The sequence below is a fragment of the Mycobacterium sp. URHD0025 genome, assembly GCF_000426065.1.
GTDB lineage: Bacteria > Actinomycetota > Actinomycetes > Mycobacteriales > Mycobacteriaceae > Mycobacterium.
The window spans coordinates 147,026-160,812 of sequence record NZ_AUEQ01000016.1; the positions used below are offsets into that span (position 1 = coordinate 147,026).

Here is a 13,787-nt window from a genome sequence, read left to right on the forward strand (position 1 = left end):
TGTCGTTACGCTGGCGACCCATGGCGAGCCCACCATCCGTACTGGTCACCCTTGACGGGCAGATCCACGATCCCGACGCTCCGCTGCTGTATGCCGACGACCTGGCCGCTGTACGGGGCGACGGGGTTTTCGAGACGCTGCTGGTGCGCGATGGCAGGCCGTGCCTCCTGGAGGCCCACCTGGGGCGGTTGACCCAGTCCGCCAAGATGCTCGATCTCCCTGAGCCTGATCTGGACGCTTGGCGAGCGGCCGTACTGCTGGGGGCCGAGCGTTGGACCGCGGAGAACGACGGCGACGGCGTACTGCGCCTGGTATACAGCCGGGGGCGGGAGAGCGGCGGTCCCGCGACCGCGTTCGCCACCATCGGCGCACTGGCCGACCGGGTGGCCGGGGTTCGGCGTGACGGGCTGGCCGCGATCACCCTGGACCGCGGACTGCCGCTGAACGCCAGTGACATGCCGTGGTTGGCCGCGGGTGCCAAGACACTGTCCTACGCGGTGAACATGGCTGCGCTGCGGCATGCCGAGCGTCACGGAGCGGGCGACGTGATCTTCGTCAGCTCCGACGGCTATGTGTTGGAGGGACCGCGCTCGACCGTGGTGATCGCGACCGAAGGCGCCGACGGCCAGTCGATGCTGCTCACCCCGCCGCCGTGGTATCCGATCCTGCGCGGCACCACTCAAAAGGCATTGTTCGAGGTGGCTCGGGACAAGGGCTTTGACTGCGACTTCCGGGCTCTCACGCCGTCGGATCTGCTTGGCGCGCAAGGTGTCTGGCTGGTTTCCAGCATCACCCTCGCGGCCCGGGTGCACACCCTGGACGGCCGGCCGCTGCCCTATCCGCCGCTGGCAGCCGATGTCTCCGGCCTGGTCGACGCCGCGATCGTCAGCGATCGCTGAGCTGCCGATAAATCGCTTGTCGAGGTGCGCCGACGAGGGTACTTTCGTTGGCACACAGGGAAGGAGGTGGTCCGACAAATTGAGTGACTTATGGACATGTGAGGTGGCTGCCCGCTAGCAGCGCCGGGGTAGTTGCCTGCGCGCGCTGGCGAATTCCCCGCAGTCACCCGGCCCCCGAGCCTCCCGGTCTGTCCAACCAGGTACCAAGGCTCGGGGGCCGCCCCATATCTGGGGCAGCCCGTCGAACCCGCTGAATGGCGCGGTAGCCGGAGGATGCCTGAACTAGCTGGGACCGGGCGCCAGCGTCGAGCACGCTTCGGTGGCCTTCTGCCAGGTCTGACCGTCCACCCCGGATGGCGGACCGGCGACCGGGCCGGGAGCCACCGGAACACCGTGCTGGGACAGGCAGTGCGCATACGTGCCATGCTCGGCCGGCGCTGAGGTGGGAGCCGGTTGCGGCCCCTCCGACGAGCAAGCACCGAGGAGCGCTGCTGCGGCAAGCAGACCTGCCGCCACGATCGACCGCCGCATCAGCCGACAAACCGTGACAGTCGGGCCGACAGATGCGGGACGAGCCCGCCGTCAGCATCTACACGTTCTTCCACGTAACCGAGGTCCCCGCCTTCGACGATTCCGTACAGCCGCTTGGCGCCGCCGACCAACAAGCCGGACTTGCTGCGGGCCAGTGCATCGGTGACCAGCTCCCAGGACGACTGGGTGAGAGGCTTGCCGTAGAACAGCTCGACATAGCCGGCCGAATGGGCCAGCAGCAGTTCGATGGCCTGTGACTCGTCACGCCCGGCCGGATCGTCGGGATCGGTCACGAATCGCCAGAAGCCGCTCTCGCGCAGGCCGGGGGAGTCGTAATCGCCAGATGCGGTCAACCGCCACGTCCGGGAGTCCCAGTTCAGGTAATTACCGCCGTCGTGGGAGACGACGATCTGCTGACCGAACCGGTAGTCGCCATGGGTATCGCGACCTTCGCCCTCACCGCGCCAGACGCCGACCAACGGTAACAGCGCCAACAACGCGTCGCTGAGTTCGACGCCGTCGCGAAGGTTGGCGGTGTCAGCCGGCATCGGCAGGTCATCGAAGACCGGAATGTTACGGGCCGCCGTTTCCTTGGCCCGCTCGGCGGCCGCCGCCAAGGCTCGATCACCGGATCCCGGCCCTCGCGCCGGGGCGTCGCCGCCGGAGGTCACGACTCGTCGGTGACGAGGCGGTACAGCGCGTACAACGCGAACCACGTGATGACCACGACGGCCGCGACGAGCATTATCTCGAAGAAGAGCACCACGGGAATGAGTCTAGTTCCTGGTCGAGGGTGTCGGCGCCCCGGGTCGGGACGCCCATATACACGCCGAACGTGGGCTTGTGTCCGAGATCACGATGAATCTTCGTACACAAGCCCACGTTCGGGCGGCAGAAATCAAGCGGTGCCGATGGCGTAGCTCCTCATCGGCTCGTGCCTCGCCTTGATCGTCGCTACGCGGTGCCGCTGGCGCAGCTCCTCATCGGCTCGTGCCTCGCCTTGATCGTCGCTACGCGACCTTGACGTCGACCTCGTGGATGCCCGCACCGGACGGGGCCACGCTCGCGTCGCCGTTGCCCGCGGGGGACAGGGCGCGCAGCGTCCAGGTGCCCGGAGCGGCGAAGAACCGGAAGTCACCGGTCGCCGAGGCCACGACCTCAGCGGTGAACTCGTCGCTGGAGTCCAGCAGGCGCACGAAAGCGCCGCCGACCGCCTGGCCGGAACCGTCCACCACACGACCGGTGATCACGGTTTCCTTCTCCAGGTCGACGCCGGCGGGCAACGTCAGTCCTTGCTTGGGTGCAGAGCACATATCAACTTCCCAACTCGATCGGGGCGCCCACAAGGGAGCCGTATTCCGTCCAACTGCCGTCGTAGTTCTTGACGTTCGCGTGTCCCAGCAGCTCCTGCAGCACGAACCAGGTGTGCGACGAACGCTCACCGATCCGGCAGTAGGCGATGGTCTCCTTGTCGCCGTCGAGGCCTGCCGCGGCGTACAGCTTGGCCAGTTCCTCGTCGGACTTGAAGGTGCCGTCCTCGTTGGCTGCCTTGCTCCACGGAACGTTGATGGCGCCGGGGATATGCCCGGGCCGCTGGCTCTGCTCCTGCGGCAGGTGCGCCGGGGCCAGGATCTTGCCCGAGAACTCGTCAGGGGAGCGCACGTCGACGAGGTTCTTCTCGCCGATCGCGGCGATGACCTCGTCGCGGAAGGCACGGATGTTGTTGTCGGGTGCCGAGGCGGTGTACGAGGTTGCCGGCCGGGTCACCGTGTCCTTGACGAGCGGGCGGCCGTCGAGCTGCCAGCGCTTGCGGCCGCCGTCGAGCAGCTTGACGTCGGCGTGGCCGTACAGCTTGAAGTACCAGTAGGCGTAGGCCGCGAACCAGTTGTTGTTGCCGCCGTAGAGGATCACCGTGTCGTCGTTGCTGATGCCCTTGTCGGACAGCAGCTTCGAAAACTGCTGCTGGTCGACGAAGTCGCGCTTGACGGCGTCCTGCAGATCGTCTTTCCAGTCCAGTTTGACGGCGCCGGGGATGTGCCCCTCGTCGTCGTAGGCGCTGGTGTTCTCGTCGACCTCGACGAACACCACGCCGGCGGTATCGAGGTTGTTCCCGGCCCACTCGGTCGAGACCAGGACGTCGGAACGTGCCATGTACGAATTCCTTTCGGTTGCTTGCTATTTGGAGATGTCAGGTGGGTGTCATGCAGGACTGGGGGTGCGGCGCAGCCGGACGACCAGCGGGTAGATCTGGCAACCCAGGCAGATGCCGAAGGCGGCGTTGAGGAAGGCCGCCACCAATGCGAGAGCGGTGGCGGTCAGGCCGAGCGCGGTGATGCCGAACGCGAACCCTGCGGTACCGAGGACGGCGAACACGAAGCCGACCAATTGGGCGAACTTCAGCGGCGGGACCGGCTCGCGTTCGGTGACCGGTGCCAGACGCGGCGCGACGAATTTGGCGAACAGCCGGCCATAGGGATGCTTGCGCGGACCGCCGGCCGCCCCGATGGCGAAGACGACCGCCTGAGCGCCGAGCAGCACCGCGGCTGCGAGCTCACTGAACCCCGCGACCAAAAGGGTGGCGATCAGCACCGCGGTGGTGACCCAGGCCGCGAACCGTGGTCCGCGCACGTCGACCTGTGCGGGCCGACTATCGGCGATGGGCTGGGTTGATGTCGATGACATGCGGACGAACTCCTGTTGTCGTAGAAGGTCTGATGGTGTGCAGGCCCAGGCACGAGGCCGGAGCGGGCGCGCGAAAGCGCGCGGCTGCAATCAACAGCAACAACAACAGCAGCAACCCGCGACGCGGCACAGATCGACTGCGCGGCGCTTGGTGAGCACAAGCTCGAGGCGGGCTGACACGAGCGACAGCTTACCCAATAACCGCGGACTCAGGCCAACAGCGGTTCGAGTGCTGAGCGCAGGTCAGCGGCCTTGGGGACCCCGCTCGTGCGGTACCGCGGCCGCCCATTGCCGTCGAAGATGATTGTGGTGGGCAGGGACAGGACCGAAAGCCGCCTGGCGGCTTCGGGATTGGCGTCCATGTCGATCTCGACGTGGGCAACTTCAGGTAGCTCGGCGCAGACCTGGTCGACGACTCTGCGGACCCCGGCGCAGGGTCCGCACCACTCGGCGGAGAAATGCAGGATGGTCGGGCCGGTCTGCGACAGCCCGAGGTCGCTGGTGTCGACGTTGGCGGCCTGCTCACCCGCCCTGATCATGCCGGCACGCAGCGTGATCAAGCGGCCGATCACGTAGGCGACCCCGAGCGCGGCGATGATCACCACCAGGACCAGCACCATCGAAGAGCTCATGATTGTCTGAACCCCGCGAGGTCGATCGTTACTCCCGACGCGATGCCCTCGATGATCACGTCGGAGCCGCGGGCGCCGGCCGTGGTCGGGGAAATCCCGAACGGCAGCTTCTGACCGGTGATTGTGTGGCTGAACTCTGACAGGACCGCCGCGGTCTTCTCCTCGGGCACGGGTTCGTCGGCCGTCCCGGGGCCGGTCAGGATCCCGGTCGCGGTCAGCACCAGGCTGGTGTCGTCGTTGCCGGCGAACGACAGGTCGACGGCGACGCTGACCCGCTTGTCCAGACCTGACTGTTTCGGGGTGCCGGTGAACACCAGCCCCTGACTGCCGGAGATGCCGGATTCCGTCGTGCCGCCTGTGGAGTCGTTGGTTTCCCGGGACGGGGCCTCCACCAGCAGATCGTCGATGCCCATGAACCTGCCGACGTGGGTGGAGTCGATGATGATGCGGCTCTCGGCCTTCTTGACCGGCAGTTTCGCGTCCGGCCGGATCAGCCACGACGACTCGGTGAGGTCGATGCCGTGCAGCGTGGCTTCCAGCGATGCCTTGCCCACCACAGGGTGATCGACGGCGGCGGCCCGGATCTCGACTTCCTTGTAGCGGTGGTTGCGCACCTGGGTCAGGAACGGGAAACCGAGGATGGCCACCCACGGGTCCCAGTCGAGGCCGGCCGCGGTGCGGACGTTGCGGGCGAGCCTGTACTCGGCGTAGATCGCCGAACCGAAATCGGTGCCGACAACCCCGACGACGAGCGCGGTGACGGTCGCGGTGAGCCCGATCAGCAGTTTGCGCACCGGCACATTGTCGCCCACAGTCATCGGATCGAAGCGCTCGGCGCGGCTGATCAGCAGGTGAGGCGTTATCGTTAGATCACTAAAGGCCGGTAACGGCTACATGTCAGTCATGAATCCGACCGTGTGGACATCGTGGTCCGGGCGCTCGTGAGAAGTGATTGCCGGCGCGCCGGAGGACCTGTTGGATCTGTTGTTACTTACCGTCGACCCGCATCCCGAGTCGGTCCTGCCCTCCCTCACCCTGCTGGCCCACACCGTGCGCACAGCACCGACAGAGGTGTCCTCGCTGCTGGAAGCGGGTAGCGCCGATGTGGCGATCGTCGACGCGCGTACCGATCTCGCGGCCGCTCGCGGCCTCTGTCGCCTGCTGGGAACCACGGGTAGCTCCGTCCCGGTGGTCGCAGTGGTCAACGAGGGCGGCTTGGTGGCCGTCAACCACGAGTGGGGCCTGGACGAGATCCTGCTGCCCGGCACCGGCCCGGCCGAGATCGACGCCCGGCTGCGCCTGCTGGTGGGCCGGCGTGGCGGCGGTGCCAATCAGGAGAACGTCGGCAAGATCACCCTCGGTGAGCTCGCGATCGACGAGGGCACCTACACCGCACGCCTGCGTGGACGTCCCCTCGATCTCACCTACAAAGAATTCGAGCTGCTCAAGTACCTCGCCCAGCACGCCGGCCGCGTGTTCACCCGGGCGCAGTTGCTGCAGGAGGTGTGGGGCTACGACTTCTTCGGCGGTACCCGCACGGTCGACGTACATGTGCGTCGTCTGCGGGCCAAACTCGGCCCTGAGTACGAATCGCTGATCGGCACCGTCCGCAACGTCGGATACAAGGCGGTGCGCCCGTCCCGCGGCCGGACCCAGGCGGCCGAGGCGAGCGGTGCGGATGCCTCGCAGGACGACCACGGCGACGACGACTTCGACCCGGCAACCGACGAAGCGGACGAGCCGTTGGCCGGGCGCCTGCCCAGCCAGTGACCGCACTCGACTGGCGGACCGGGCTCTCAGAAGCCGAGCAGACCGAGATCCGTGCCCTCATCGCTGCGGCCACCGAGTCCGACGGCGTGGCCCCGGTGGGCGATCAGGTGCTGCGCGAGCTCGGCCACGACCGCACCCGTCATCTCGTGGCCACCGACGGTGCAGACCTTGTCGGCTACCTGAACCTGGCCCCGGCCGCCGAGGATGACCCGGCGATGGCCGAGCTGGTAGTGGATCCGCGGGCCCGACGGCGCGGCATCGGTGCGGCGCTGGTCCGTGCAGGGCTCGCCGAGGGCGCGGCGGGCACACGAATCTGGGCGCACGGCAATCTCGACGCAGCCCAGGCGCTGGCCGCCTCGTTGGAGCTCAAATCCGTGCGCGAACTGCTGCAGATGCGCCGTCCGCTGACCGACCTGCCGCCGCTGCGCACTGCCGAAGGCGTGCGGATCGCCACCTATGCCGGACCTCGCGACGATGCCGAGCTGCTGCGCGTCAACAACGCCGCATTCTCCTGGCACCCGGAACAGGGCGGCTGGACCGAACATGACCTGGCCGAGCGGCGCAATGAGCCGTGGTTCGATCCTGAGGGCCTGTTCGAGGCGTTCGACGAACACACCGGGACACTGCTGGGCTTCCACTGGACGAAAATCCATGCCCCGCCCCGCGGTGCGGGCGCGGACGCCGCTCTCGGCGAGGTCTACGTCGTCGGCGTCGATCCGGCGGCACAGGGCCGGGGGCTGGGCTCGGTGCTGACCCTGGTCGGTCTGCACCACCTCGCCGAGCGGTCCTTGCCGACGGTGCTACTTTACGTCGAGGCAGATAACTCGGCGGCCGTGGCGACCTACCGAAACTTGGGCTTTGAGGTGTTCGGCGTCGACGTGGCGTACGCCGCCGGTTAACCCGTTTAGCTGTGTACACGCTGAACCTATTCACTGCCGATTCACCTGCTGTCCGCGAGCCGTCCATTGGGGCCGAATACGTTGCCGGAGAGTTCGAAGCCGTCAACGGAAAGTGGGACAAGTGAAGCTCATCAGCATTGGCAAGGGTGTAGGCAAGCCGTTCGGTGTCGCGCTGTCCGCGACGGCCATTGCGGCGCTCACCCTGACTGCGTGCGGCAGCGACAACAACGCCGCCGGCACCAGTTCGTCGGCCGCGGGCAGCTCCTCGGCCGCATCGGCTGAGTGCGGCGGCAAGAACTCGCTGACGGCCGAAGGCTCGACGGCGCAGCAGAACGCCATTGCGGAATTCAACAAGGTGTGGGGTCAGGTCTGCTCCGGCAAGAATCTGGCCTACAACCCGACCGGATCGGGCGCGGGCGTGGACCAGTTCATCGCCAAGCAGGTCGACTTCGCCGGGTCCGACTCCGCGCTGAAGGACGATCAGGTCAAGAAGGCCGCCGAGCGTTGTGGCGGCAACGAGGCCTGGAACCTGCCGCTGGTGTTCGGCCCGGTCGCGCTGGCCTACAACGTCGAGGGTGTCGACAAGCTCGTGGTCAACCCCGACGTGCTCGCCAAGATCTTCCAGGGCCAGATCAAGAAGTGGAACGATCCGGCAGTGGCCGCCCTCAACGCCGGCGCCACCCTGCCGGACCTGGACATCAAGCCGATCTACCGGTCGGATTCCTCGGGCACCACCGACAACTTCCAGAAGTACCTGGCCGCCGCCGCGCCGCAGACCTGGACCAAGGGTGCGGGCAAGGAGTTCCAGGGCGGCGCCGGTGAGGGCGCGCAGAAGTCCTCCGGTGTCGTGCAGGCCGTCCAGGCCACCCCCGGCTCGATCGGCTACGTCGAGAAGAGCCCCGCCGCCGCGGCCGGCCTGCCCTACGCCCAGATCGACAGCGGCGCCGGCGCAGTGCCGCTGGACGACCAGTCGACCACCAAGGCCGTCGGCGCAGCCAAGTTCAAGGGCGAGGGCAAGGACTTGGTCCTCGACCTGAACGCGCTCTACGCCTCGAAGGAAGCCGGTGTCTACCCCCTGGTACTGGCCACCTACGAGATCGTTTGCTCCAAGGGCTACGACGCCGACACCGCGGCGGCCGTCAAGTCCTTCCTGACGGTGGCCGCCAACGAGGGCCAGGCCAGCCTGTCGCAGGCCGGATACATCGCGCTCCCCGACGAGTTCAAGCAGCGCCTGCTGACCTCGGTCGAGGCCATCGCTTAATAGCCCGGCTGGCGTTGAAGGACGAATCTGGGTGAGGATGGGTTTTCCGACCATATGACCAACAGGGGCCCTGACGGGACAATAGTGACAACGCCGAATCCAGCTGATTCGGGGTCGGGGGAGACACTTGCCTCCCCCCATCCCGAACCGGAACCCATCTCCACCGATCCGTCCAAGGGAGCCAAGGTTCGCCTCGGCGACCGAATTTTCCGTGGGCTCGCAGAAGGTTCGGGCATCCTCATCGTCGCGCTCATCGCGGCGATCGGGGTGTTCCTGCTCTGGCGCGCGGTTCCTGCGCTGACGCGCAACGAGGAGAACTTCTTCCTCTACGGCGGCAACTGGATCACCACCGACACCTCGGCGATGCATTTCGGCATCTTCGAGCTGCTGCAGGTGACCGTATTCGTCTCGGTGTTCGCGCTCGTACTGGCCATGCCGGTGGCGTTGGGCATCGCGATCTATCTCACCCAGTACTCATCGCGGCGATTGGCCGGTCCGCTGGGCTACCTGGTGGACCTGCTGGCCGCAGTGCCCTCGATCGTGTACGGCGTGTGGGGCCTGTACGTGCTGGCGCCGACGATCAAACCCTTTGCGGTGTGGCTCAATACGCACTTGGACTGGCTGTTCCTGTTCAAGACCGGCAACGCTTCGGTGGCCGGCGGTGGCACGATCTTCACCGCGGGGATCGTGCTGGCGGTGATGATCCTGCCGATCATCACCGCGGTGACCCGCGAGGTGTTCACCCAGACCCCGCGCGGCCAGATCGAGGCCGCGCTCGCGCTGGGTGCCACCCGCTGGGAAGTGGTGCGCACCACGGTGCTGCCCTTCGGATTGTCCGGCTACATCAGCGGCGCGATGCTCGGCCTGGGGCGCGCCCTCGGTGAGACCATCGCCCTGCTGATCATCCTGCGCGGCACCCAAACCGCGTTCGGCTGGTCGCTGTTCGACGGCGGCTACACCTTCGCGAGCAAGATCGCTGCCACCGCAAGCGAATTCAATGACCAGTACAAGGCGGGCGCCTACATTGCCGCCGGCCTGGTGCTGTTCATCCTCACCTTCGTGGTGAACTCGCTGGCGCGCGCCGCGGTCGCCGGAAAGGGACGCTCATGACGTCCACACTCGAGCGGCCGGTCAAGACGCCTGTGTTCCAGGGCGTCAGTCTGCGCCGCAAGCTGACCAACCACTTCGCCACGGTGCTGGTGACCTTGTCATTGCTGGTCGCGCTGGTGCCTCTGGTCTGGGTGCTGTACTCGGTGATCGTCCGGGGTTGGGCCGCATTGAGCTCACCCACGTGGTTCACCAACTCCCAGTCCGGGATGACCACGTTCATCGCCGGTGGCGGTGCCTACCACGCGATCGTCGGCACCCTGCTGCAGGGCATCGTGTGCTCGCTGATCTCCATTCCGATCGGCGTGATGGTGGGCGTTTACCTGGTCGAGTACGGCGGTGGCACGCGGCTGGGCAAGGTCACCACGTTCATGGTGGACATCCTCACCGGCGTTCCCTCGATCGTCGCCGCGTTGTTCATCTACGCACTGTGGGTGGCCACGCTCGGGTTCGGCCGGTCCGGGTTCGCGGTGTCACTGTCGTTGGTACTGCTGATGATTCCGGTGATCGTGCGGGCCACCGAGGAGATGCTGCGCATCGTCCCGATGGATCTGCGTGAGGCGAGTTACGCCCTCGGCGTGCCGAAATGGAAGACCATCGTCCGAATCGTGATCCCGACGGCGCTGTCGGGCATCGTCACCGGCATCATGCTGGCACTGGCCCGCGTGATGGGTGAGACGGCGCCGCTGCTGATCCTTGTCGGCTATGCGCAGGCGATGAACTTCGACATGTTCGGCGGGTTCATGGGATCGCTGCCCGGCATGATGTACGACCAGATCTCGGCGGGAGCGGGCGCCAACCCGGTGCCCACCGATCGGCTCTGGGGTGCGGCGCTGACGCTGATCCTGCTGATCGCCCTGCTCAATGTCGGCGCTCGCGCGGTCGCCAAACTCTTTTCCCCCAAGAAGGTGTAGGAGCTATCCATGGCCAAGCGGCTGGATCTCAAGGACGTCAACATCTACTACGGCGCGTTCCACGCCGTTTCCGAGGTTTCGCTCTCGGTGCAGCCGCGCAGCGTGATGGCCTTCATCGGCCCGTCGGGCTGCGGCAAGTCGACCGTGCTGCGCACGCTGAACCGCATGCACGAGGTAATCCCGGGGGCCCGCGTCGAAGGCTCGGTGCTGCTCGACGGTGAGGACATCTACGGCGCCGGAGTGGACCCGGTCGGTGTGCGCAAGACCATCGGCATGGTGTTCCAGCGCCCGAACCCGTTCCCCACCATGTCGATTCGTGACAACGTCGTGGCCGGCCTGAAGCTGCAGGGTGTGCGCAACAAGAAGACCCTCGACGAGGTGGCCGAGCGTTCGCTGCGCGGCGCCAACCTGTGGACCGAGGTCAAGGACCGCTTGGACAAGCCCGGCGGTGGCTTGTCCGGCGGTCAGCAGCAGCGGCTGTGCATCGCCCGCGCGATCGCGGTGCAGCCCGATGTGCTGTTGATGGACGAGCCCTGCTCGGCGCTCGACCCGATCTCGACGCTGGCCATCGAGGATCTGATCTCCACGCTCAAGCAGGATTTCACGATCGTCATCGTCACGCACAACATGCAGCAGGCCGCCCGGGTGAGTGATCAGACCGCGTTCTTCAACCTCGAGGCCACCGGTAAACCCGGCCGGCTGATCGAGATCGACGACACCGAGAAGATCTTCTCCAACCCCACCCAGAAGGCCACCGAGGACTACATCTCGGGCCGCTTCGGCTGACCCTTCCCGGGCAAGAAAACTAGGGCGTCAGTACCACGCGGGTTCCCGACGGCTCACGGGCTGCCCACACTTCGGCTACGTCTGCCAATGCCCTTGGCTGTGTGCGCAATTCGAGCTTTCCATCGGCGACCATGGCGAACAACCGGGGCAGTGCCTCGGTTCGGGCCCGGGCCATCACCTCGGGTGGCACGCTGCCGATACCCACCCCGCTCAGGGTGATCCCGGTGCCACGCAGTACTCCCGCGTCGAGGTTCAGGCTCGGTCCGGTCATCGACCCGATCTGCACGAACCGTGTCGGGTGGTAGTGCGCGGCGGGATGGCTGGCGGCCAGGGCGGTCAGCACCTGCGCGGCGGGGTCTCCCCACAGATAGTCGAGTACCGCGTCGAACGGGCGCTCGGCGTGCATCTCGGCGACCTGGGCGCCCAGATCCTGCTCACCGAGGGCGATCGTCTGGTGGGCGCCGGCCGACCGTAGCCACGCGAGCCGTTCGGTGTTGCGGCCTGCGGCCACCACCGTCTCGGCGCCGAACATGGCGCCGGCCAATTGCACTGCCATCGAACCGGTTACGCCGGTGGCGCCGAGTACCAGTACACGGTCGCCGGGCTTGACCGCTGCGGCGTGTGACAGTGCGGTCCAGGCCGAGATGCCCGGGTTGGGCAGGGCGGCTGCGGTCACCGAATCGACATGCTCGGGGATTTCGACACCCCCGTCGGGGTCGACCAGTGCGCGCTGCGCCATCATCCCCGAATACCCCAGCGCCCCGGTGTAGACGCGACGGCCGTCGGCAAGCCGTGCGACGCCGTCGACACCGGGAATGGCCGGTAGTCGAAGCTCCTTGCTGGCGTAGTGCTTTCCCGAAACAAGCGCACGGGTGAGGTTGGTCAGGGCCGACGCTTCGACGTCGGCAACCTCGGTGCCGTCCTGCGGCTCCGGCTCGGGCACATCGGTGTAGGACGGGTGCCTGCCCCATTCGGTGACCAGTGCTGCCTTCATGGCGGCTCCTCGGTTTCTCGGGATATGGTTTCTGTGGAAACAATCTACGCATGTCCGCCCCGGGTGGCAAGATGGTTTCCGTGAAAACCAAACTCGAGTTGATCGAGGCCATCGCCGGGCTCATGACCACAGTGTCGGACCGGCTCGGGAACGACGGCGACGGCGACGCCGAGCGCGATTTCATGGCCGTCCGATGTCCGCAACGGCTACACCATCTGCTGAGGACGCTCCCGACGTCGTCGATGCACCTACTGGCGGAGATCGCCGAAGGCCCGGTCAGCGTCGTCGGCCTGGCGGCCCGCACCGGCCGACTCAAGGGCACGGTGTCCAAGCACGTGCAGAGGCTGGTCGAGGCCGGCCTGGTGGTCCGCACGCCGGTACCGGGCAACCGCAAGGAGATCGAACTGGGCCTGACCGCCGACGGGGAGCTCATCGCCGGCGTACACCGGCAACTGCACGAGGAGATGGATCGCGGAACACGCGAATTCCTGCTGCGCTACAGCGGCGCGGACCTGCAGGTGCTGGTCAAGGTGCTCGGGGATCTGGCCGGGGCGCACAAAGACGGGGTCCGTCTGGTGCCGCCGACCGACCGGCCCTGAGTCACTGGTTCGACGAAACCGAATCGCCGTCCGGGTAGGAGCCGGTGACCTGGAAGATCACCCGGCGGGCCACCTCGACAGCATGGTCGGCGAAGCGCTCGTAGAAGCGGCTCAGCAACGTCACGTCGACCGCGGCGGTGACGCCGTGCTTCCACTCGCGGTCCATCAGTACCGAGAACAGGTGGCGATGCAGATCATCCATCGCATCGTCTTCCTCCTGGATTCGGGCGGCCTTCTCCGGATCCTGGGTGAGCAACACCTCGCGGGCGGCGTGCCCCAATTCCACTGCGACGCGGCCCATTTCGGCGAAGTAACCGTTCACTTCCTCCGGCAGCACGTGCTGGGGGTGGCGACGGCGTGCGATCTTGGCTACATGCAGCGCCAGCGCGCCCATCCGGTCCACGTCGGCAACGATCTGAATGGAACCCACCACCGAGCGCAGATCGCCGGCTACCGGCGCCTGCAGCGCGAGCAACACGAACGCGGCCTCCTCGGCATGGGTGCTCAGCGTGGTCATCTGGTCGTGATCGCTGATGACCTGCTCGGCGAGCGCGAGGTCGGCCTGCAGGAGCGCCTGGGTGGCTCGCTCCATTGCGGTACCCGCCAACTCGCACATCTCGCCGAGTTGGTCCGTGAGTGAACGCAATTGCTCGTTGTAATGGGTACGCATGCAGCAAGATTATGCGGTCAGAGGCCCTATAGTCACGATGCAA

General features: G+C 66.7%; 18 protein-coding genes. 8 read left to right on the top strand and 10 right to left on the bottom strand.

Going from position 1 to position 13,787, the window contains the following annotated elements:
- The first annotated feature begins 20 nt into the window (after positions 1–20).
- Positions 21–899: an aminodeoxychorismate lyase gene (locus tag H977_RS0124825; protein ID WP_029110399.1), complete on the top strand. Its 879-nt coding sequence runs from the start codon at positions 21–23 to the stop codon at positions 897–899.
- Between the two features lie 282 nt (positions 900–1,181).
- On the opposite strand, the gene H977_RS0124830 is transcribed toward H977_RS0124825, so the two are convergent.
- From H977_RS0124830 to lmeA, 8 genes are all read right to left on the bottom strand, one after another.
- Positions 1,182–1,430, bottom strand: a complete 249-nt coding sequence (locus H977_RS0124830; protein ID WP_029110400.1) for a hypothetical protein — start codon at positions 1,428–1,430, stop codon at positions 1,182–1,184.
- Complete coding sequence (locus H977_RS0124835) at positions 1,430–2,101, bottom strand: heme-binding beta-barrel domain-containing protein (protein WP_029110401.1); 672 nt, start codon at positions 2,099–2,101, stop codon at positions 1,430–1,432. The genes H977_RS0124830 and H977_RS0124835 overlap by 1 nt, the downstream gene beginning before the upstream one ends.
- Positions 2,102–2,440: 339 nt before the next feature.
- Positions 2,441–2,743 carry a DUF1416 domain-containing protein gene (locus H977_RS0124845; protein WP_029110402.1) on the bottom strand — a complete coding sequence of 101 codons (303 nt, stop codon included), beginning with the start codon at positions 2,741–2,743 and terminating at the stop codon, positions 2,441–2,443.
- A gap of 1 nt (position 2,744) precedes the next feature.
- A complete protein-coding gene (locus H977_RS0124850; protein ID WP_029110403.1) occupies positions 2,745–3,581 on the bottom strand; it encodes a sulfurtransferase in 837 nt (278 codons plus the stop codon).
- A 48-nt stretch (positions 3,582–3,629) separates the two neighbouring features.
- On the bottom strand, positions 3,630–4,112 hold the full coding sequence (locus tag H977_RS0124855; RefSeq protein ID WP_029110404.1) for a DUF4395 domain-containing protein: 483 nt from the start codon (positions 4,110–4,112) through the stop codon (positions 3,630–3,632).
- 90 nt (positions 4,113–4,202) lie between these two features.
- Positions 4,203–4,292: an Ms5788A family Cys-rich leader peptide gene (locus H977_RS36160; RefSeq protein WP_350222965.1), complete on the bottom strand. Its 90-nt coding sequence runs from the start codon at positions 4,290–4,292 to the stop codon at positions 4,203–4,205.
- Positions 4,293–4,321: 29 nt separating this feature from the next.
- Positions 4,322–4,744, bottom strand: a complete 423-nt coding sequence (locus tag H977_RS0124860) for a thioredoxin family protein (protein ID WP_029110405.1) — start codon at positions 4,742–4,744, stop codon at positions 4,322–4,324.
- Positions 4,741–5,556: a mannan chain length control protein LmeA gene (lmeA, locus tag H977_RS0124865; protein WP_029110406.1), complete on the bottom strand. Its 816-nt coding sequence runs from the start codon at positions 5,554–5,556 to the stop codon at positions 4,741–4,743. Before lmeA ends, H977_RS0124860 begins: the two co-directional genes overlap by 4 nt.
- A 160-nt stretch (positions 5,557–5,716) precedes the next feature.
- Here lmeA and H977_RS0124870 point away from each other — a divergent pair, with 160 nt between their 5' ends.
- The 6 genes from H977_RS0124870 (at position 5,717) to pstB (ending at position 11,481) form a co-directional block, all read left to right on the top strand.
- Complete coding sequence (locus H977_RS0124870) at positions 5,717–6,514, top strand: winged helix-turn-helix transcriptional regulator (RefSeq protein WP_231396055.1); 798 nt, start codon at positions 5,717–5,719, stop codon at positions 6,512–6,514.
- The gene (mshD, locus tag H977_RS0124875) at positions 6,511–7,413 is read left to right on the top strand and encodes a mycothiol synthase (RefSeq protein WP_029110408.1); all 903 of its coding nucleotides are present in this window, start codon (positions 6,511–6,513) and stop codon (positions 7,411–7,413) included. The genes H977_RS0124870 and mshD overlap by 4 nt, the downstream gene beginning before the upstream one ends.
- A 121-nt stretch (positions 7,414–7,534) precedes the next feature.
- Complete coding sequence (pstS, locus tag H977_RS0124885; protein ID WP_029110409.1) at positions 7,535–8,674, top strand: phosphate ABC transporter substrate-binding protein PstS; 1,140 nt, start codon at positions 7,535–7,537, stop codon at positions 8,672–8,674.
- A 54-nt stretch (positions 8,675–8,728) separates the two neighbouring features.
- Positions 8,729–9,784 (top strand): phosphate ABC transporter permease subunit PstC, encoded by a 1,056-nt coding sequence (gene pstC, locus H977_RS0124890; RefSeq protein WP_029110410.1) that lies wholly within the window; start codon positions 8,729–8,731, stop codon positions 9,782–9,784.
- The gene (pstA, locus tag H977_RS0124895) at positions 9,781–10,695 is read left to right on the top strand and encodes a phosphate ABC transporter permease PstA (protein ID WP_029110411.1); all 915 of its coding nucleotides are present in this window, start codon (positions 9,781–9,783) and stop codon (positions 10,693–10,695) included. Before pstC ends, pstA begins: the two co-directional genes overlap by 4 nt.
- 9 nt (positions 10,696–10,704) lie before the next feature.
- Entirely contained in the window at positions 10,705–11,481 is a 777-nt protein-coding gene (gene pstB, locus H977_RS0124900) for a phosphate ABC transporter ATP-binding protein PstB (RefSeq protein WP_029110412.1), read from the top strand.
- Between the two features lie 19 nt (positions 11,482–11,500).
- Here pstB and H977_RS0124905 read toward each other — a convergent pair whose 3' ends face one another.
- A complete protein-coding gene (locus H977_RS0124905; protein WP_029110413.1) occupies positions 11,501–12,475 on the bottom strand; it encodes a quinone oxidoreductase family protein in 975 nt (324 codons plus the stop codon).
- 80 nt (positions 12,476–12,555) lie between these two features.
- On the opposite strand from H977_RS0124905, the gene H977_RS0124910 reads away from it, so the two are divergent.
- Positions 12,556–13,074 carry a MarR family winged helix-turn-helix transcriptional regulator gene (locus tag H977_RS0124910; protein ID WP_029110414.1) on the top strand — a complete coding sequence of 173 codons (519 nt, stop codon included), beginning with the start codon at positions 12,556–12,558 and terminating at the stop codon, positions 13,072–13,074.
- 1 nt (position 13,075) lies between these two features.
- Here H977_RS0124910 and phoU read toward each other — a convergent pair whose 3' ends face one another.
- Positions 13,076–13,744, bottom strand: coding sequence for a phosphate signaling complex protein PhoU (gene phoU / locus H977_RS0124915; RefSeq protein WP_029110415.1), 669 nt, complete (start codon positions 13,742–13,744; stop codon positions 13,076–13,078).
- Positions 13,745–13,787 lie beyond the last annotated feature (43 nt).

Coding starts and splice junctions, on each gene's coding strand:
- pstB (WP_029110412.1), top strand. CDS start 10,705: ATGGCCAAGCGGCTGGATCTCAAGGACGTCAACATCTACTACGGCGCG.
- pstA (WP_029110411.1), top strand. CDS start 9,781: ATGACGTCCACACTCGAGCGGCCGGTCAAGACGCCTGTGTTCCAGGGC.
- H977_RS0124860 (WP_029110405.1), bottom strand. CDS start 4,744: ATGAGCTCTTCGATGGTGCTGGTCCTGGTGGTGATCATCGCCGCGCTC.
- H977_RS0124825 (WP_029110399.1), top strand. CDS start 21: ATGGCGAGCCCACCATCCGTACTGGTCACCCTTGACGGGCAGATCCAC.
- H977_RS0124850 (WP_029110403.1), bottom strand. CDS start 3,581: ATGGCACGTTCCGACGTCCTGGTCTCGACCGAGTGGGCCGGGAACAAC.
- H977_RS0124905 (WP_029110413.1), bottom strand. CDS start 12,475: ATGAAGGCAGCACTGGTCACCGAATGGGGCAGGCACCCGTCCTACACC.
- H977_RS0124855 (WP_029110404.1), bottom strand. CDS start 4,112: ATGTCATCGACATCAACCCAGCCCATCGCCGATAGTCGGCCCGCACAG.
- H977_RS0124845 (WP_029110402.1), bottom strand. CDS start 2,743: ATGTGCTCTGCACCCAAGCAAGGACTGACGTTGCCCGCCGGCGTCGAC.
- pstC (WP_029110410.1), top strand. CDS start 8,729: ATGACCAACAGGGGCCCTGACGGGACAATAGTGACAACGCCGAATCCA.
- phoU (WP_029110415.1), bottom strand. CDS start 13,744: ATGCGTACCCATTACAACGAGCAATTGCGTTCACTCACGGACCAACTC.
- H977_RS0124830 (WP_029110400.1), bottom strand. CDS start 1,430: ATGCGGCGGTCGATCGTGGCGGCAGGTCTGCTTGCCGCAGCAGCGCTC.